This window comes from Microbacterium algihabitans (assembly GCF_032464975.1).
GTDB lineage: Bacteria > Actinomycetota > Actinomycetes > Actinomycetales > Microbacteriaceae > Microbacterium > Microbacterium algihabitans.
In genome coordinates this window covers 12,953-30,976 of sequence record NZ_JAWDIU010000001.1, presented here as the reverse complement: position 1 = coordinate 30,976, position 18,024 = coordinate 12,953, and the positions used below count along the sequence as shown (strand labels likewise).

Genomic DNA, 18,024 nt, shown 5'->3' with positions numbered 1-18,024 from the left:
TTCATCCTCGCCTGATACACGTGCGACTCGACGGTGCGGATCGACAAGAACAACCGCGTGGCGATCTAGCGATTGGTCAGCCCCTCGTGGGCCATCAGAGCGATCTCGCGCTCGCGGGGCGTGAGCTCCTCCGAGTGCTCGGGGCTCGCCGAGCGCGACACGGAGTCGGAGGACTCGTCGTTCGCGCCGGCGGCTCCGGAACCCTCGCCCGACCACAGGGCGTGCAGGCGCAGATCGTCGACGGGGAGCTGCCCCTCTTCCGGGGTCCGGGCGGACACACGGCGCACCGCTTCGCTCGAGAGCGGGAGGTCGGTGACGGCCGCGAGTTGCACGAGCTCGTCAATCTCCTCGGCTGTGGCGGCGGAGAAGGCGATGAGGCGGAACAGGTCGCGAATGCGGAACGCCGCAGCCGTGCCGCCGCGGGAGAACTCCGCCGTCGCTCGGGCGGCCTCACGCGCCTCGTCGAGACGCCCCTCCGCGGTGAGGATCGTGGTCTCGACGTACGCGATGCTGCGTCGCAGCAGGGGCGCCGGGCCCGGACTCAGGCTGTCGATGATCGCCCGGGCCTCGTCGACGGCCCCCGCCATGGCCAACTCGTCGGCGACGCCGAGCGCGACCATGGTGCCGTCCGTCGGCGACACCGGCGTAGGGCTCCGGGTCGCCGCCGTGATCAGCTCGCGCTGCGACCGAGCTGGTGACCCCTCGGCGGTGTATGAGATGGCGGCCGCGATTCCGGCGATGGTGAGATCGGCCACCTCTCCCTCGCGGGCCGTCGTGGCCAGTTCGCGTTCCAACCGGCGCTGCAGCAGGGTTCCGTCGGCACCGGCGAGCTGATGACCGGCCAGCATGAACATGATCGCCGCGAGGCGATCCTTCGCGTCGATGCCCTCCGGCTGCGGTCGCGCGTCGAGGATCCGTTCGGTGGCGCGATAGTGGCGCTGGGCGACTGCCCACCGCCCGCGAACGGCCTCCGACGTCCCCGCGGCGACGACGGCGCGAAGGTGCTGCACCGGGGAGGCATCCGTCTCGCCCATCGCGGCCGTGGCGGCGTCGGCCGCCCCCGTCCAGTCCATGTCGGCGCCGAGCTGCGCCGAGTCGGTCAGCAGTCGCTCGACCCGCGCGTCGGCACACGAGGATCCCCGAACGGCGTCATCCGGGTCGTCGCAATTCTCGCTCTCGACCCTCGAGCGCGCGAGGCGGCGCTGGGCGTCGGCGTCGGCGTGCTCGGCATCCGGCCACGACTTCGCCACGACCCGCGTCGCGAGTGCGGCCTCCAGCCGCAGGAGGGGGTCGTCCACCGCGTTCAGACCCGCCTGCGCGTACGCGGCGGCGTGCGCGGTGTCGCCCCGGTCGTTGGCGTCTCGAGCGGCATCGCGCGCGATGCGGGCGCGGATCGCCGGGGGAGTGGAACCCTCGGCCGACGAGTCGCTGCCCTGGCGGTGCCACCGCTCGGCGATCGAGACGGCGATGGCCGGGCTCCACCACACGTCCGCCTCGGCGAGCATGCGCGCGCCCGCCGCTTCGACGAGGGAGTCGACGCGCGCGCTGCCCAGTTGCCGCTGCGCTTCGACGGCCAGCAGGTCGTTCACCGTCAGGCGGCGGTGCGCGGACGAGTCGGCGTGCATCTGTCCCCCCTCGAGCAGGGCTGCCACGCTCTCCGCGTCGAACAGGCGCGTGGCGACCGACAGTCCGAGGTGGCGCAGGCGGCGGATGCCGGCGAGGCTCTCGAGGTCTGTGCGGGGCATGTCCGCCACGTGGCGCTCGAGGGCCAGGGCGAGGCGGCTCTGCCGGGCCACGTTGCGCAGCGCCGTCAGCGGGTCTTTGCCGCTGCGCGCAGCGTCGGTGGCCTCGAGGACCAGATGACGCATCAGCGTGCGTGAGCCGTCGGCGCGCCAGACCAGGCCTGCCCGTGTGGCGCTGTCGAGCAGGTGGGCGTCGGGGAAGAGGTCGATCAGCGCGAGGGCATCGTCGTCGTTCAGCTCGTGGAGATCGACACGACGCGCGAACCCGTCGAGCCACAGGTCGAGCATGGCGCGACGGACCACGTCGGCGTCGTCGGGATGGTCGACCGAGCGCGCGCGCGAGGTGCGCAGGCCGATCAAGGCGGTGACGCGGTTCGACGCGACCGCGCGGGCCAGGGCGACCGCCGTGGCCGTGTCGAGCGCATCCACGTCGTCGAGGATGACCACGTCGCGGACGGGCTCCGCCGGGCGGCCGGTGCGCAGTGCGTCGAGCTCGGGGTGACCGGTCGCATCGAGGACGCCGAAGGGCACATCGGTGAGCGTCGCCGATGGTCGCAGCACGACCACCTGCACGCCGTGGCGCTCGAGCTCGGCGGCGACCGCCCGCAGAAGGTAGCTGCGCCCGCTCCCGCGCGGGCCCGCCACCATCGTCGATCCGCCTGACCGCAGCCGCGTCGCGATCATGTGAGCGTCACGGTCTGCTCCGATGAGACCGCGCGACCACCTCGTCGTCTGTTCCCCCCGCATACGTACTCCCCCCAGAGATAGCCCGCAGGCGGACGGGCGTTGCGTGTCCACCAAACTACCGACACCCCCGACAGAAGGAAGTGCAGATCGCGCATCGCACTGCCGGTTTCCGCCGAAAACTACTGAGAGGGCTACCTAGGCGATTCCTATGACCGCGGCTCGAACGGCCCGGTGGAGGCGGCGTTTAGACTTGCCTCCATCATGACCACCCCCGTTTCGACCCCGACTCTGATCGCGCCGTCCGCCGCCGCGCAGGGTGCGGCTGGGCCCCGTACCTACGAAGTGCGCACCTTCGGGTGCCAGATGAACGTGCACGATTCCGAGCGACTGTCGGGCTCGCTCGAGAGCGCCGGATACGTCCGGGCCGATGCCGGCGCCGAAGCCGATGTCGTCGTCATCAACACGTGCGCCGTGCGCGACAACGCCGCCGGCAAGCTCTACGGAACGCTCGGCCATCTGAAGTCGCGCAAGGACTCGCGCGCCGGCATGCAGATCGCCGTCGGCGGGTGCCTCGCGCAGATGGACAAGGACGCCGTCCAGCAGAAGGCCCCGTGGGTCGATGTGGTGTTCGGCACCCACAACATGGGCTCGCTGCCCGGCATGCTCGAGCGCGCGCGTCACAACGGCGAAGCCGAGCTCGAGATCCTCGAGTCGCTCGAGATCTTCCCCTCCACCCTCCCGACCAAGCGCGACTCGATTCACAGCGGATGGGTCTCGATCTCGGTGGGATGCAACAACACGTGCACGTTCTGCATCGTGCCCAGCCTGCGCGGCAAGGAGAAAGACCGCCGCCCCGGCGACATCCTGAACGAGATCCGCCTGCTCGTCGACGACGGGGCGATCGAGGTCACCCTCCTCGGCCAGAACGTGAACTCCTACGGCGTCGAGTTCGGCGACCGTCTCGCGTTCGGCAAGCTGCTGCGCGCCGCGGGCGAGATCGAGGGACTCGAGCGCATCCGCTTCACGAGCCCCCACCCCGCCGCTTTCACCGACGATGTGATCGCCGCGATGGCCGAGACCCCGGCCGTCATGCCGCAGCTGCACATGCCCCTGCAGTCGGGCTCCGACCGCATCCTCAAGGCGATGCGCCGCTCCTACCGCAGCGAGAAGTTCCTCGGCATCCTCGATCGGGTGCGCGAGCGCATCCCGAACGCCGCGATCACGACCGACATCATCGTCGGTTTCCCCGGCGAGACCGAGGAGGACTTCCAAGAGACCCTGCGGGTCGTCGAGGCCTCGCGTTTCTCGAGCGCTTTCACGTTCCAGTACTCGATCCGCGAGGGGACTCCCGCGGCGACGATGGCCGACCAGGTGCCCAAGGCCGTCGTGCAGGAGCGCTACGAGCGACTGACCGCTCTGCAGGACCGGATCGCGGCGGAAGAGAACCGGAAGCAGCTCGGTCGCACCCTCGAGGTGCTCGTGTCCGCGGGCGAGGGCAAGAAGGATGCCGAGACGCACCGCCTCACCGGCCGCGCCGAAGACAACCGCCTCGTGCACTTCGAGCTGCCGAAGGGGTCGGCGGTGCCGCGCCCCGGCGATGTGGTCTCGGTCACCGTGACCCATGCGGCTCCGTTCCACCTGCTCGCCGACGCACCCGACGGCGCTCCGCTGCGCATCCGCCGCACTCGCGCGGGTGATGCGTGGGACCGCTCGCAAGCGGAGTCGTGCGGCGTCCCCGCCCCGGCGGGCGAGGCCGGTGCTCCGCGTGCGGTCTCCCTGGGGCTCCCCACCCTGCGCGTCGGCGTGTGACCGGCCCGGCCCTCTGGGCCGTCGTCGGCGCCACCGGCACCGGCAAGACGGGTCTGTCGCTCGACCTCGCAGAAGCCCTCTCCGCTCGCGGGCGCACGGCCGAGATCGTGAACGCCGACGCTATGCAGCTGTACCGCGGCATGGACATCGGAACGGCCAAGCTCCCCGAGGGAGAGCGTCGCGGCATCCGTCATCATCTCTTCGACGCCCTCGAGGTGACCGACGAGGCCGCGGTGGCCTGGTATCAGGATGCCGCGCGCACGGCGATCCGCGAGATCCACGGCCGGGGCGCCGACGCGATCCTCGTCGGCGGGTCGGGGCTGTACGTCTCGAGCGTGCTGTGGGACTTCCGTTTCCCCCCGCGCGACGAGGCTCTGCGAACCGCGCTCGAACGCGAACTGGAGGAGCGCGGCCCGGGTGCGCTCTACGCGCGCCTGCGGGAAGAGGATCCGGATGCCGCTGAGCGCATCGATCCGCGCAACGGGCGTCGCGTCGTGCGCGCGCTCGAGGTGCTGGCGCAGGGCGGCCGGACGCATGGAGGGGCTCTTCCCCAGGCGCCGGAGTTCTGGCATCCACAGACCCGGATCATCGCCACCGCGATCGATCGGGCGGAGCTGGTCGGTCTTCTCGACGATCGCGTGGAGGCGATGTGGGCCGCGGGTGTCATCGCCGAGGTCGAGGCGCTCATCCCCGCGGGAATCGAGCACGGCGTCACCGCCGGTCGCGCGATCGGGTACGCGCAGGCGCTGAAGCAGATCCGCGGCGAGGTCACCCGCGACGAGGCCGTCGCCGAGACCCAGGCCCTCACCCGCCGCTACGCGCGTCGCCAGGTGTCGTGGTTCCGGCGCTACGCCGAGGCCGAGTGGGTCGACGCGCGGACGGTGGATGCCGGCACACTGGCATCGGGAACGGAGGAACGCACATGACGGTGGACATCCGCGCTTTCAGGCTCGCCGACGAAGACGCCGTCGTCGCCCTGTGGGAGGAGGCGGGCCTTACGCGCCCGTGGAACGACCCGCGCGCCGATATCCGTCGCAAGCTCACCGTGCAGCCGGAGCTGTTCCTCGTCGCGGTCGACGGTGATCGGGTGGTCGGCAGCGTCATGGCGGGCTACGACGGCCACCGCGGCTGGCTGTACTACCTCGCTGCGGCGACCTCGCATCGCGGGCAGGGGATCGGGCGTCGCCTCGTGACCGAGGCCGAACGGCTGCTCGAGGCGATGGGCTGCCCCAAGGTGCAGCTGATGGTGCGTCCCGACAACACCGCCGCCCGCGGCTTCTACGACGAGCTCGGCTACGAGCCCTTCGACACCTGGGCGACGGGCCGGCGGCTCATCGTCGACGGGCCGGGTGGCCCCTCGTCGTCGGCCTGAGGGGCGCTGCCGTCAGTCGCGGACGCTGATCCCGCGATCGGCCGCCAGCAGGGGAGCGAGCTGCTGCAGCTGCAGTGACGAGATCGTGGCCCCGCGCAGGGCGGAGAGCCCCGTGAGACCCTCGAGATCGGCGCCGCGCAGATCGACGTGCTGCAAGGTCGACTGTTCGACGATGAGCTGCGAGATCCGCGTGCCGGGGGCGGCGAAGCGGGTGACCTTCGACTGCCCGAGGTCGAGCTCGTCGATCGTGCAGTCGGTGAACGCGATGTCCTGCAGGTGGGCGCCGCGCAGGTTCACGAATCCGAGGCGGCAGTTGACGAAGTGCACGCCGTTCCACGTCGATTCGTAGGCCTCGACCGACCCCGAGCGGGTGCCCTCGATCTCGAGATCGCGCCAGCTCGCCCGCGCCGCGCGCAGGATGGGGACGTCCCAGCCGCTCCAGGCCGATTCCGTCACGTTCGCGTACCGCAGTGAGACCTCGGGGGCGCGAACGCCGACGACGCGGCACAGCGCGAGGTCGGCGCTCTCGAGGTCGAGTCCGTCGAGGCGCAGATCGCGGAAAGACAGCCCTTCGAGGGAGGCTCGGGGCGTCAGCTGCGACGGGTCGCCCCGGTCGAGATCGTCCAGCGGCGGCCGGTCGAACGACGGGGCGACGAGGGCGGGGATCTTCGGCATGAGAGCTCCTGGGACGAGGGGAGGGCCGGGAAAGCCTAGCCGCCGCCCGTCCGTAGACTGGAGGCATGGCGACTCTCCCGTTCACCAAGGGCCACGGCACCGGCAACGACTTCGTGGTGGTCGCCGATCCCGACGGCGAGCTCGACCTCTCCGACGCGCAGATCTCCGCGCTGTGCGACCGCCACTTCGGCATCGGCGCCGACGGCCTGCTGCGCGTGGTGCGCTCGCGTGCCATCGACGAGGGGGCGGATGCCGCGGCATCCGGGGCCGAATGGTTCATGGACTACCGCAACGCCGACGGCTCGAAGGCGGAGATGTGCGGCAATGGCACGCGTGTCTTCGCGCGGTACCTGAGCGACACCGGACTCGCCTCGCTCGACGGGGGACTGCGTATCGGCACGCGTGCGGGGATCAAGACCCTCACGCGCAGCGACCGCGGTTACGAGGTCGACCTGGGTGAATTCGCGATCGAGCCGGGCGAGACGCTGGTGCGCGCGAAGGGACTCCCGGTCGCACGGCCCGGCGTCGGTGTCGACGTGGGCAACCCGCACGTCGTGGTCGCGCTCTCGTCGGACGCGGAGCTCGAGGGCCTCGACCTGACCTACCAGCCGCTGCTCGATCCCTCGCCCTCGCACGGCGCCAACGTCGAGTTCGTGGTACCCGCCGACCCGCTCGTGCGCGACGGTGTCGGAGCGATCCGCCTGCGCGTGTTCGAACGCGGTGTGGGAGAGACCCTCAGCTGCGGCACGGGCGTGGCCGCGGCCGCCCTGGCCGTCCGCCACTGGGCGGGATCCGCCGCACCGGATTCGTGGGTCGTCGACACCCCGGGCGGCACGCTCGGCGTGCGCGTCGCGAACGGACGCGTCCTGCTCTCCGGCCCGGCATCCCTCGTCTTCACCGGCGAAGTCGCCCTCGCCTGAACCCGGATGCCGGCCACCCGGCCAATCGGTTCGGTCCGAGGGGTCGTCAGGGGACGATGTCGATGAGCTCGCTCGGCGGCGAGCCGTGCTTGCGCACCCGCAGCACGCGGAACCCCTTGGCGGTCGCGGCGCGTTGCACGCTGTAGCCGGTCGGGAACGTCGCGGCGAGCCACCGCTGCAGAGAGTCGGATCCGAGATTGCGCTGCACGACGAACCACCCGTCGCTGCGCTCGGAGAGGCGCGGGATCCAGTGCTCGAGCATGCCGTGCAGTTCGTTCTTGCCGACGCGGATGGGCGGGTTCGACCGGATGGTGCGGAACGACACGTCGTCGGGAACATCCTCGGGGCGTACCGCGTTGATGTTGGTGATGCCGAGGGACTCGGCATTGCGCCTCACGAGATCGAGAGCACGCTCGTTGACGTCGACCGCCCACACGGTCGCGTGCGGTGACGCGAGCGCCAGCGACAGCGAGATCGGGCCCCACCCGCACCCCAGGTCGAGGAAGTTCCCGCCGGCGGGAGCGGGAGGGGTGTTCGCGAGGAGCACGGACGTACCGGCATCCACATGGTCGGGACTGAAGACGCCGCCCGCCGTGACCACCTCGAGTTCGCGCCCGGCAAGCGTCACGCGGATGCGGCGGAGCTGCTCGGGACTCGACGGCGACGCGCTGAAGTAGTGCTCGCTCCCCATCACGTCAGGATATCGGACCGGCCCCCTGGGTGCTGGGCCGGATAAAGTGCCAGAACACGCGGGAACACCCGCGACGAAAGGAACCCATGACCGAACAGACCACACCCCCGAGCACGGACGCGTCGCCGGTTGACCCGGTGGACCGCGTGCTCTCGCGCGCCGAAGCGCACCGCGGGGTCCGGGTCTTCGGTGCGGCACAGGCTCTGCAGGACGCCACGACCGCGTACGGCGGCGACGCCGACGGCGACCAGTGGGATCGTGAGGAACGCGCCGCCCTGCGTCGCGTCGCCGGGCTCTCGACCGAGCTCGAAGACGTCACCGAGGTCGAGTACCGCCAGCTGCGCCTCGAGAACGTCGTGCTCGTCGGCGTGCACCCGCAGGGCGAGCAGGCGGATGCCGAGAACTCGCTGCGCGAGCTGTCGGCTCTCGCCGAGACCGCCGGAGCCGTCGTCCTCGACGGCGTGCTGCAGCGGCGCCCCCACCCCGATCCCGCGACCTATGTCGGTCGGGGCAAGGCCGCGGAGCTGCGCGACATCGTCGCCGCGGTCGGGGCCGACACCGTCATCGCCGACACCGAACTCGCCCCCAGCCAGCGCCGTGCTCTCGAAGACGTCGTCAAGGTCAAGGTGATCGACCGCACCACCGTCATTCTCGACATCTTCAGCCAGCACGCGAAGAGCCGCGAGGGCAAGGCGCAGGTCGAACTCGCGCAACTCGAATACCTCCTCCCGCGCCTGCGCGGATGGGGTGACTCGATGTCGCGTCAGGCCGGTGGACAGGTCGGCGCCGGCGGCGCCGGCATGGGATCGCGTGGTCCCGGTGAGACGAAGATCGAGCTCGACCGTCGTCGCATCCGCACGAAGATGGCGCTGCTGCGCAAGCAGCTTCGCGACTTCGCCCCCGCCCGCGAGGCGAAGCGCGCCGAGCGCAAGCGTCACACCATCCCTTCGGTGGCCATCGCCGGGTACACGAACGCCGGGAAGTCGAGCCTGCTCAATCGCCTCACGAGCGCGGGAGTGCTCGTCGAGAACGCCTTGTTCGCGACCCTGGATGCCACGGTGCGACGTTCCGAGACGAGCGACGGTCGCGTGTACACGTTGACCGACACCGTCGGCTTCGTGCGCAATCTGCCGCACCAGCTGGTGGAGGCGTTCCGCTCGACGCTCGAGGAGGTCGGCGACGCCGACGTCATCCTGCACGTGGTCGACGCCTCGCATCCCGACCCCGCTGCGCAGCTGATGACGGTCCGCGACGTGATGGGCGACGTCGACGCGAACTTCGGCCAGGAGATCGTCGTCTTCAACAAGGCCGACCTGGTGAGCGAAGACGACCGTCTCGTGCTGCGCGGTCTCGCACCGAACGCGAAGTTCGTGTCGTCGCGCACCGGTGAGGGCATCGACGAGCTGCGGGCCGCGATCGAAGACGCGCTGCCCCTGCCGGCCGTCGAGGTGCAGGCGGTCGTTCCGTACGACCGCGGCGACCTCGTCTCGGCCGTGCACGAGAGCGGGCTCATCGTCGCGCAGGAGCACCGCGAGAGCGGAACGTTCATCCACGCGCACGTGGGGGCTCGCCTCGCGGCCGAGCTGTCGGCCTTCGAGGCCTGACCACCGGCATCCGGAAGGCCCTCTCGCTGCGGCGTGGGGGCCTTCCGTCGTCGAGGGACGTGTTTCGACAGTGGAGCTTCTCCCCTCGGCGGGGGAGCGCAGCGTGCCAGTCTTCGACGGTGCCACCGTTCGTCCCGATCCTCGCCGCCGTCGAGGAGGCCGCCCGGCGCGAGGGATTCGCGGTGGATGCGGCGCAGCTGGCGGTCGCGCGACGGATGGCGCTCGCCGCGACGCGCGCGCTCGAGGGGAGACCGACGAAGGGTGTGTACCTCCACGGCCCTGCCGGGCGCGGCAAGTCCTGGCTCGCCGATGCGGTCTACGCGGCCGTTCCGCCCGGTCGGGCCGCCCGTGTGCACTTCTCGGGCTTCTTCGATGATCTGCACCGGCGCATTCACGCGCATCGCCCGGAGCCGGATGCCATGGCTCGCGCGATCGACGACGTCGTCGGCTCCGACCGTCTGGTGTTTTTCGACGAGCTGCACGTCCACGATCCCGGCGACGCGATCCTCCTCACGCGCCTGGTCGAGCGCCTCGTCGACCGGGGTGGAACGCTGGTGGCGACGTCCAACTACGCGCCGTCCGAGTTGCTTCCCGACCCCGTGTGGCACCACCTCTTCGAGCCCGGGATCGCGCTGTTGACGACCCATCTCGACGTGATCCCGCTCGAGGGGCCGATCGATTATCGAACCCTCGCACCCGCGATGCGTCAGGGGTTCCGCGCGGGCACGTGGTCGACGGGAGCGTCTTCGGTGATGTCGGGGTCGTCCCGGCAGCTCGTCGTCCGCGACCGTGTCTTCACCGTCGCGTCCGCGGGGGAGGGGGCGCTCGTCGCGACCTTCGATCAGCTCTGCGAGACGCCCCTCGCCGCGTCGGAGTACCGGCACTGGAGCCGGCGGTACCCGCACTGGACGATCATCGGCGTTCCGCCGCTGGACGAGGTCGGCCCCGCCGCACAGCAGCGCTTCGTCGCCCTCATCGACGTCCTCGTGGACGCCGACGTGCGCCTCGACGTGCAGGCGGTGGTGCCGGTCGACGAGTTCGTGCGGCGCTGCGCGGGGCGACCCGATGCGTTCCGCATGGCGAGCCGTCTGCGACTGCTGCGCTCCCTCTGAATCGGTCGAGCTCGAGAGCCGGGATGCCGGCGTGGTCAGTCGAGCTGGAGGGCCGGCATGCCCGGCGTTTCGAACCCGAACACCGCGCCGAGGAAGCCGAGCTCGCGCTCGAGCGAGTCGATCACGGTCTCGGAACGACGGAAGCCGTGGCCCTCGCCCTCGTAGAGGACGTACGCGTGCGGCACGTGGTGCGCCGCCAGCGCGTCGCGGATGGCCTCGGCCTGCGATGGCGGGACGACGCGGTCTTCCGAGCCCTGCAGGATCAGCAGAGGAACCCGGAAGTGCTCGGGACGCCCGAGAGGGGACCGCTCGATGTAGACCGCTTCGGCCTCGGGGAGCGGGCCGATGAGCCCGTCGAGGTACCGCGCTTCGAAATCGTGGGTGTCTTCGGCCAGGGCGCGGGCGTCGCCCACGCCGTACCGCGAAATACCGGCAGAGAAGACGTCGGTGCGCGTCACGGCCGCCAGCACCGTCCAGCCGCCCGCTGAGCCGCCCGCGATGGCGATCCTCTCGGCATCGGCGAGCCCTGCGTCTGCCAGAGCGGATGCCGCCGCTGCCACGTCGTCCACATCGACGACGCCCCACTGGCCCTTGAGACGGTCGCGGTAGTCGCGTCCGTACCCGGTGGAGCCGCCGTAGTTGACGTCGAGCACGCCGATGCCCCGGCTCGTGAAGAACGCCGTCTTGGCCGAGGGGGCCGGCCCGACGTGCGAGGTGGGTCCGCCGTGCACGAGGACGACGTAGGGAGGTCGCTCTCCGGCGGGCGCGACGACGTCGGGGTGGGTGGGCGCGTAGGCGAAGGCGTGCACGGTGCCGTGCGGCCCCTCGGTCTCGAGGGCCCGAGCCGTCGGCATCCATTCGTCGCCCCACGACCCGGCGCCGCCGGTGACGAGGTCGACCGCCCCGGTGTCGAGATCGACGAGCCAGAGCCCCGACCGCCCACCGGCGTCGGAACCCGACACGAGCACGCGGGCACCGCGGACGTCGTCGATCGCCGCCCCCGCCACGACCGGGACGTCGACCGGGCGCACGCCGCTGGGCGCGATCTCGACGATCTCGTCTGCGCCGTCGGTGCGCACCGCGACGACGCGACCGTCGGAGGCTGCGCCGAACCATCGGGTACCGAGGACCCAGAGCCCGCCGCCCGTATCGGCGTCGGCGGGGGCCAGGGCTTGCGCGTCACCCTCGAGCGGACGGCGGAAGAGGTTCCAGCGACCGTCGGGATCGTCGGCGTAGAGCAGTTCGTCGTCGGCGATCCACACGGGTTGGAGCGGTGCGCGGCGCGGGCCGCCCGCGACCTGCCGCACCTCTCCGGTCGCGAGGTTCTTGACCTCGATCGAGGTGGCGTCCCAGGGCATGTCGGGGTGGTTCCACGCCACCCACGCGAGGTGGCGGCCGCTCGGCGAGAGCGCCGGCTGGGCGAGGAAGTCGCTGCCCTCGGCGAGGACGTCGCTCGACCCGTCGAGCGGGATGCGCACGATCGCGCGCTGCGGAACGCGGGACGAGCCGTGGGTCTCTCGCACGGCGAGGAGCACGCCGTGCTCCCACCGCAGGCCGCCGTGGCGCACCGCCTCGTCGGCGGGGGTGAGGGGCCGGGCGGCGTCGCCCGGACGGAGGGCGTACACGCGCTGATCGGTCTTCTCGACGTAATAGAGCTCGCCGTCGTCGGACGCGGTCCAGGCGCCTCCGCCGTACTCGTGCACGGCGGAGCGGGCGTTGGCGGGCGCGGGGAGCACCGTCTCGACCGCGCCGTCGACCCGGCGACGCTTGACGGCGACGCGGCCGGCCTCGTGCGGCACGGATTCGCCCCACCACACCTCGTCGCCCACGAGCCGAGCCCCGTCGACGCGCGGTGACGCCTGCGCGACGGACTCGGGCGTGATCGGGGAGGGCCAGGAACCGTAGGGGAGGGTGTCAGCCATGCCTCCACCCTAGGCAGGGCCTCCGACATCCGCGGATGCCGTCACGACGGCGGGGCGAATCTCCGGATCCGGCGCGCCGGGCAACGTGTGACGACGTCGAGGGCCGGATGCCGCTGTGCGGGCGGGCGTCCGACCCCCGGTGCCCTGCTCAGACGGCGCGGAGAACCGCGACCACGCGACCGAGGACGACGGCATCGTCGCCCAGGATCGGCTCGAACGCGCTGTTGCGGGGGAGGAGCCACATGTGGCCGTCGCGGCGGCGGAAGGTCTTCACCGTGGCCTCTCCGTCGAGCATCGCGGCGACGATCTCGCCGTTCTCGGCGTTCGCCTGCGACCGGACGACGACCCAGTCGCCGTCGCAGATGGCCGCGTCGATCATGGAGTCGCCCGAGACCTTCAGCATGAACAGCTCGCCCTTGCCGACGAGCTGACGGGGGAGGGGGAAGATCTCCTCGACCTGCTGATCGGCGGTGATCGGCACACCGGCGGCGATCCGGCCGACGAGGGGCACGAGGGCAGCGTCGCCGAGCGCGGGCGCGGTGTCGGCGGGGTTCTCGGCCGCGGCACCGGGGAGGTCGATCAGCACCTCCATCGCGCGCGTCTTGCCGGGGTCGCGTCGCAGGTAGCCGCTGAGTTCGAGCTGGTTCAGCTGGTGGGTGACGCTCGACAGCGACTTGAGTCCGACGGCGTCGCCGATCTCGCGCATGCTCGGCGGATAGCCGTGCCGGGCGATCGAGCGCTGGATGACCTCGAGGATCGCGAGCTGCTTGTCGCTGAGGCTCTTGCGTCGCCGGGTCTGCGGCCGCTCGCGGCCGGCGGCGGTCGTCGCGTCGGTCATCTGTGCTCCCCTCGCGCCGCGGAAATCACGGCGGAAATTCGAATGTCGGAGGTTGGTGGTGAGGTCTCCGTGTCGAAACCGTATCCGGTGGACGACCCGAATGACACGGAGCCTCGCGCGTGTCGCGTTCGATCGGTCTCCGAGACACGGGGTGTTGACACATCGAAAGTATCGAAGATAGATTCGGAATACAGATTCGCACCACCGTCCTCCCGGCCGAGGGCGGGGTGCGAATCTCTCCACCAAGGAGCACATCATGAGCAGCATCGCCCTCACCGCACCGACCACCCGCCTGCGCATCACCGCCCGCGGGCGCCGCGTCGTCGCCTTCCTCGTCGCCCTTCCCCTCGCCATCGCGCTCGGCATCGCGGTCGTCGGTGGCGGGTCCGCCCTCGCGTCCGGCGAGGCCGGCGCCCCCGCCGGTTCGTTCGCCGAAATGACCGTCATGAGCGGCGACACGCTGTGGTCGATCGCCGAAGACCTGGCGCCGGCAGCCGACCCGCGCGACGTCGTCGCCGAGATCACGCGCCTCAACGCCCTCTCGGGCGGAAACGTCACGGCAGGACAGCGAATCGCCATCCCGGCCGCCTACGCCCCCGTCGGCTGACTCGCGAGCTCTCGCCGCGAGCTGTGGTCGTGATCCACGGCCGTCGTCGCCGCCTACCATGGGTGAGGTGACTGTGCGCCTTGACGACCTGCCTCTCCGCGACGATCTCCGGGGTATGACCCCGTACGGTGCCCCGCAGGCGGCCCTTCCCGTCGCGCTGAACGTCAACGAGAACACCCACCCGGTTCCTCAAGAGGTCGCCGACGACATTCTCGACGCCGTCGCCCGGGCCCTGCGCGACGTCAACCGCTACCCCGACCGAGAGTTCACCGGTCTGCGGGAGGCCTTCGCCGGCTACCTGGGTCACGGGCTGTCTCCCGAGCAGATCTGGGCGGCCAACGGCTCGAACGAGGTCCTGCAGCACATCCTCCAGGCGTTCGGCGGCCCCGGCCGCACCGCGATGGGCTTCGCCCCGACCTACTCGATGTACCCGATCCTGACGCGGGCCACCGGCGCCTCCTGGATCGCGGGCGAGCGCGAGCACGACTTCTCGCTCACCGCGGAATCGGCCGCCGCGCAGGTGCGCGAGCGCCGCCCCGACATCGTGTTCCTGTGCGCCCCGAACAACCCCACCGGAACGCCTCTTCGCCTCGACGTCGTTCAGGCCGTCTACGACGCCACCGACGGCATCGTCATCGTCGACGAGGCGTACGAGGAGTTCGCCCCCCGCGACGAGCCCTCCGCGGTCTCGCTGCTGCCCGGTCGTCCGCGCCTGGTCGTCTCGCGCACGATGAGCAAGGCCTTCGCCTTCGCCGGAGCGCGCGTGGGCTACCTCGCCGCCGATCCCGCGCTCGTCGACGCCCTGCGCCTCGTACGGCTGCCCTACCACCTCAGTGCGCTCACGCAGGCGGCGGCGACCGCCGCCCTCGCGCACGCCGACACGATGCTGTCGATGGTCGACGAGATCGTCGCCCAGCGCGACCGGATCTCGGCGACCGTGGCCGCCCTCGGCTACACCGCCCACGAGTCGTGGACGAACTTCGTGCTGTTCGGCGGGGTCGACGACCCTGCGGCCACGTGGAAGGCCCTGTACGACCGGGGAGTGCTGATCCGCGACGTCGGGATCGCTCACCACCTGCGCGTGACGGCGGGCACGGCCGACGAGACCACGGCGTTCCTCGACGCACTGGCCTCGGTAGGATCGCGGTCATGACCGGCCCCGCCTCGCCCCGCACCGCCTCGATCACCCGCGAGACGAGCGAGTCCCGCGTCGAACTCGAGCTCGACCTCGACGGCCGCGGCACCAGCGACATCTCCACGAGCGTGCCGTTCTTCGACCACATGCTCACGGCGTTCGCGAAGCACTCGCTCACCGACCTGCGCGTCCGCTCGACCGGCGACACCCACATCGACGCCCACCACACCGTCGAAGACACCTCGATCGTGCTCGGTCAGGCCATCCGTCAGGCGCTCGGCGACAAGTCGGGCATCGCGCGGTACGGCGACGCCCTCGTCCCCCTCGACGAGGCGCTCGCGCAGGCCGTCGTCGACATCAGCGGGCGTCCCTACCTCGTGCACACCGGGGAGCCCGTCGGGTTCGAGCACCACCTCATCGGCGGTCACTTCACCGGATCGCTCGTGCGGCACTCGTTCGAGGCGATCTCGATCCACGCCGGTCTGACGGTGCACGTGCGCGTCCTGGGCGGACGCGACCCCCACCACATCGCCGAGGCCGAGTACAAGGCGCTCGCCCGCGCCTTCCGTCAGGCGAAGGCCCTCGACCCCCTGGTCGACGGCATCCCCAGCACCAAGGGAGCGTTGTGACCTCGAAGCCCGTCGTCGCGGTCCTCGATTACGGGTCGGGCAACGTCCACTCGGCGGTCAAGGCGCTGGTCGAGGCTGGGGCGGACGCCCGCCTGACCTCCGACCGTTCGCTCCTTCTCGACGCCGATGGACTGCTCGTGCCGGGAGTCGGTGCGTTCAGCGCCGTCATGGGCGCGCTCAACGCCAGCCGCGGCGGCGAGATCATCGACCGACGCCTCGCGGGAGGTCGGCCGGTGCTCGGCATCTGCGTCGGTATGCAGGTGATGTTCGAGCGCGGGATCGAGCGCGGCACCGACACCCCGGGTCTGGGGGAGTGGCCCGGCACCGTCGGCGAGCTCGCCGCACCGGTCCTGCCGCACATGGGTTGGAACACCGTCACCGCCGGAGAGGGCTCGCGCCTGTTCGAGGGCATCGAGAACGAGCGCTTCTATTTCGTGCACTCCTACGCCGCGCAGGAGTGGTCGCTCGAGGTCACCCCGCCCTTCCCTCAGCCCTCGGTCACGTGGTGCACCTACGGTGCGCCGTTCATCGCCGCCGTCGAGAACGGGCCGCTGGCCGCGACGCAGTTCCACCCCGAGAAGTCGGGAGAAGCCGGCATCCGCTTGCTGTCCAATTGGATCGGCGGCCTGCGCGCGACTACTGTGTGACCTCGTGCCCCGGCTCGGCGAGATGCGCCGAAGGGTGCGAGGAGCCATGAACGATTTCGCGTCCACGCCCGAACTTGTGCTGCTTCCCGCGGTCGACGTCGCCGACGGCAAGGCCGTCCGTCTGACCCAGGGTGAGGCCGGTACCGAGACCAGCTACGGCGACCCCGTCGACGCCGCCGCCGACTTCGCTCGCCAGGGTGCCCAGTGGATCCACCTGGTCGATCTCGACGCAGCCTTCGGTCGAGGCAGCAACGCGAGCGTCATGCGCAAGGTCATCAAGCAGGTCAAGGGTGTGCAGGTCGAGCTCTCCGGCGGCATCCGCGACGACCGTTCGCTCGAAGCCGCTCTGGAGAGCGGTGCGAGCCGCATCAACCTCGGTACGGCAGCTCTCGAGAACCCCGAGTGGGCGGCCGACGTCATCAACCGCTACGGCGAGGCGATCGCGGTCGGCCTCGACGTGCGCGGCACCACGCTGGCCGCACGCGGGTGGACCCGTGACGGCGGCGACCTGTGGACCGTGCTCCAGCGCCTCGAAGACGCCGGATGCAGCCGCTATGTCGTCACCGACGTGACCAAGGACGGCACGCTGCGCGGCCCGAACATCGAACTGCTGCGCGAGATGACCCAGCGCACGCCCAAGCCGATCGTCGCCTCGGGTGGCGTCTCAAGCCTCGACGACATCGCCGCGCTGCGGGAGCTGGTGCCGCTCGGCGTCGAGGGCGCGATCGTCGGCAAGGCTCTCTACGCGGGGCAGTTCACCCTCGCTGAGGCGCTGGATGTCGCCGGACACTGACGATCCGCACGACCACGCTCACGGCGCCCACGCGGATTCCGCCGGCGTCCCGTGGGAGGGCCGCCGATTCGAGTCGAACCCGCACTCCGGTGACGACGGATCCGCCGACCCGGCGCTGCTGGCCGCTCTTCTCGCGTTCCGCGCGGGGGAGGGCGATGCACGCGCCATCGTCGACGCCTACCGCACGGCGCGTCTGCTGATCCCGCTGGTCGCCGAGAAGGGCGATCACGGTGTCGGCGCGCACGGCCTCGAGGTCGACAAGACGCAGGAGCTCTCGATCGTCACGGTCGCCGCTCCCGACGGTCGCAAGGTGCTCCCCGTGTTCACCTCGGTGACGGCGCTGCAGACCTGGGACGCCACGGCCCGCCCCGTGCCAGCGGACGGTCGGCGCACGGCTCTCGCCGCGGCATCCGAAGACACCGAGCTCATCGTGATCGACCCGGCGTCCGAGACGGAGTTCGTCCTGCGTCGACCCGCGGTGTGGGCCATCGCCCAGGGCGAGCCGTGGGAGCCGGCGCACACGTCGCCCACGATCTTCACGGGTCTGCACGAGAGCATCTCGGGCGAGCTGGCTGTGCTCGACCTCGCGGTGGAGTCGGGCGATCCCTCGGGGCGCCTGCGCGGACCGGAACTCGTCGTGCACCTTCAGCTGATGTCGGGGCTCGAGCAGGAGGAATTGGATGCCGTGCTCGCACGCCTCGCGCGCCGGTGGGCGGCCGATGATCGCATCGCCGTCCTCGTGGATTCCCTGACGGTCAAGCTCCACCGCAGCAGCGAGGCCTGATCGCTCGGGTCCCGGTCCCTTCGACAGGCTCAGGGACCTCCCACCGCCGTCATACCC

General features: G+C 71.1%; 17 protein-coding genes. 12 read left to right on the top strand and 5 right to left on the bottom strand.

The annotated features are described in order from the left end of the window. Positions 1-65: 65 nt before the first annotated feature. Positions 66-2,426 (bottom strand): ATP-binding protein, encoded by a 2,361-nt coding sequence (locus RWH43_RS00155; RefSeq protein WP_316000350.1) that lies wholly within the window; start codon positions 2,424-2,426, stop codon positions 66-68. A gap of 264 nt (positions 2,427-2,690) precedes the next feature. Here RWH43_RS00155 and miaB point away from each other — a divergent pair, with 264 nt between their 5' ends. The 3 genes from miaB to RWH43_RS00140 are packed head-to-tail and all read left to right on the top strand — an operon-like array spanning position 2,691 to position 5,610. Next, positions 2,691-4,238, top strand: coding sequence for a tRNA (N6-isopentenyl adenosine(37)-C2)-methylthiotransferase MiaB (miaB, locus tag RWH43_RS00150; RefSeq protein ID WP_316000349.1), 1,548 nt, complete (start codon positions 2,691-2,693; stop codon positions 4,236-4,238). Then, the gene (gene miaA / locus RWH43_RS00145) at positions 4,235-5,164 is read left to right on the top strand and encodes a tRNA (adenosine(37)-N6)-dimethylallyltransferase MiaA (RefSeq protein WP_154095912.1); all 930 of its coding nucleotides are present in this window, start codon (positions 4,235-4,237) and stop codon (positions 5,162-5,164) included. Before miaB ends, miaA begins: the two co-directional genes overlap by 4 nt. After that, the gene (locus RWH43_RS00140; RefSeq protein ID WP_144828282.1) at positions 5,161-5,610 is read left to right on the top strand and encodes a GNAT family acetyltransferase; all 450 of its coding nucleotides are present in this window, start codon (positions 5,161-5,163) and stop codon (positions 5,608-5,610) included. Before miaA ends, RWH43_RS00140 begins: the two co-directional genes overlap by 4 nt. Positions 5,611-5,622: 12 nt before the next feature. On the opposite strand, the gene RWH43_RS00135 is transcribed toward RWH43_RS00140, so the two are convergent. After that, on the bottom strand, positions 5,623-6,285 hold the full coding sequence (locus RWH43_RS00135; RefSeq protein ID WP_154095911.1) for a pentapeptide repeat-containing protein: 663 nt from the start codon (positions 6,283-6,285) through the stop codon (positions 5,623-5,625). 65 nt (positions 6,286-6,350) lie between these two features. Between RWH43_RS00135 and dapF the strand changes: the two genes are divergently transcribed. Then, a complete protein-coding gene (dapF, locus tag RWH43_RS00130) occupies positions 6,351-7,205 on the top strand; it encodes a diaminopimelate epimerase (protein ID WP_154095910.1) in 855 nt (284 codons plus the stop codon). A 46-nt stretch (positions 7,206-7,251) separates the two neighbouring features. Here dapF and RWH43_RS00125 read toward each other — a convergent pair whose 3' ends face one another. Then, on the bottom strand, positions 7,252-7,896 hold the full coding sequence (locus tag RWH43_RS00125) for a class I SAM-dependent methyltransferase (protein WP_144828273.1): 645 nt from the start codon (positions 7,894-7,896) through the stop codon (positions 7,252-7,254). An 86-nt stretch (positions 7,897-7,982) separates the two neighbouring features. On the opposite strand from RWH43_RS00125, the gene hflX reads away from it, so the two are divergent. Both hflX and zapE read left to right on the top strand, forming a co-directional pair. Beyond that, complete coding sequence (gene hflX / locus RWH43_RS00120) at positions 7,983-9,500, top strand: GTPase HflX (protein ID WP_144828270.1); 1,518 nt, start codon at positions 7,983-7,985, stop codon at positions 9,498-9,500. A gap of 119 nt (positions 9,501-9,619) precedes the next feature. Next, positions 9,620-10,612, top strand: coding sequence for a cell division protein ZapE (gene zapE, locus RWH43_RS00115; protein WP_260979663.1), 993 nt, complete (start codon positions 9,620-9,622; stop codon positions 10,610-10,612). 35 nt (positions 10,613-10,647) lie between these two features. Here the strand turns inward: zapE and RWH43_RS00110 are convergent, their stop codons facing one another. After that, the gene (locus RWH43_RS00110) at positions 10,648-12,534 is read right to left on the bottom strand and encodes a S9 family peptidase (protein ID WP_316000348.1); all 1,887 of its coding nucleotides are present in this window, start codon (positions 12,532-12,534) and stop codon (positions 10,648-10,650) included. 148 nt (positions 12,535-12,682) lie between these two features. Then, positions 12,683-13,372 carry a transcriptional repressor LexA gene (lexA, locus tag RWH43_RS00105; RefSeq protein WP_144828263.1) on the bottom strand — a complete coding sequence of 230 codons (690 nt, stop codon included), beginning with the start codon at positions 13,370-13,372 and terminating at the stop codon, positions 12,683-12,685. A 256-nt stretch (positions 13,373-13,628) separates the two neighbouring features. Between lexA and RWH43_RS00100 the strand changes: the two genes are divergently transcribed. Genes RWH43_RS00100 through RWH43_RS00075 form a run of 6 tightly spaced genes read left to right on the top strand, consistent with a single transcriptional unit; the run spans position 13,629 to position 17,967 of the window. Beyond that, positions 13,629-13,979, top strand: a complete 351-nt coding sequence (locus RWH43_RS00100; RefSeq protein ID WP_144828260.1) for a LysM peptidoglycan-binding domain-containing protein — start codon at positions 13,629-13,631, stop codon at positions 13,977-13,979. A 58-nt stretch (positions 13,980-14,037) separates the two neighbouring features. Next, a complete protein-coding gene (locus RWH43_RS00095) occupies positions 14,038-15,132 on the top strand; it encodes a histidinol-phosphate transaminase (protein WP_144828258.1) in 1,095 nt (364 codons plus the stop codon). Beyond that, positions 15,129-15,743, top strand: coding sequence for an imidazoleglycerol-phosphate dehydratase HisB (gene hisB, locus RWH43_RS00090; RefSeq protein WP_144828255.1), 615 nt, complete (start codon positions 15,129-15,131; stop codon positions 15,741-15,743). The genes RWH43_RS00095 and hisB overlap by 4 nt, the downstream gene beginning before the upstream one ends. Then, a complete protein-coding gene (gene hisH / locus RWH43_RS00085; protein WP_144828252.1) occupies positions 15,740-16,390 on the top strand; it encodes an imidazole glycerol phosphate synthase subunit HisH in 651 nt (216 codons plus the stop codon). The genes hisB and hisH overlap by 4 nt, the downstream gene beginning before the upstream one ends. A gap of 46 nt (positions 16,391-16,436) precedes the next feature. Further along, positions 16,437-17,183: a bifunctional 1-(5-phosphoribosyl)-5-((5-phosphoribosylamino)methylideneamino)imidazole-4-carboxamide isomerase/phosphoribosylanthranilate isomerase PriA gene (priA, locus tag RWH43_RS00080; protein ID WP_144828249.1), complete on the top strand. Its 747-nt coding sequence runs from the start codon at positions 16,437-16,439 to the stop codon at positions 17,181-17,183. Next, complete coding sequence (locus tag RWH43_RS00075; RefSeq protein WP_316000347.1) at positions 17,167-17,967, top strand: SseB family protein; 801 nt, start codon at positions 17,167-17,169, stop codon at positions 17,965-17,967. Before priA ends, RWH43_RS00075 begins: the two co-directional genes overlap by 17 nt. Positions 17,968-18,024: the final 57 nt, after the last annotated feature.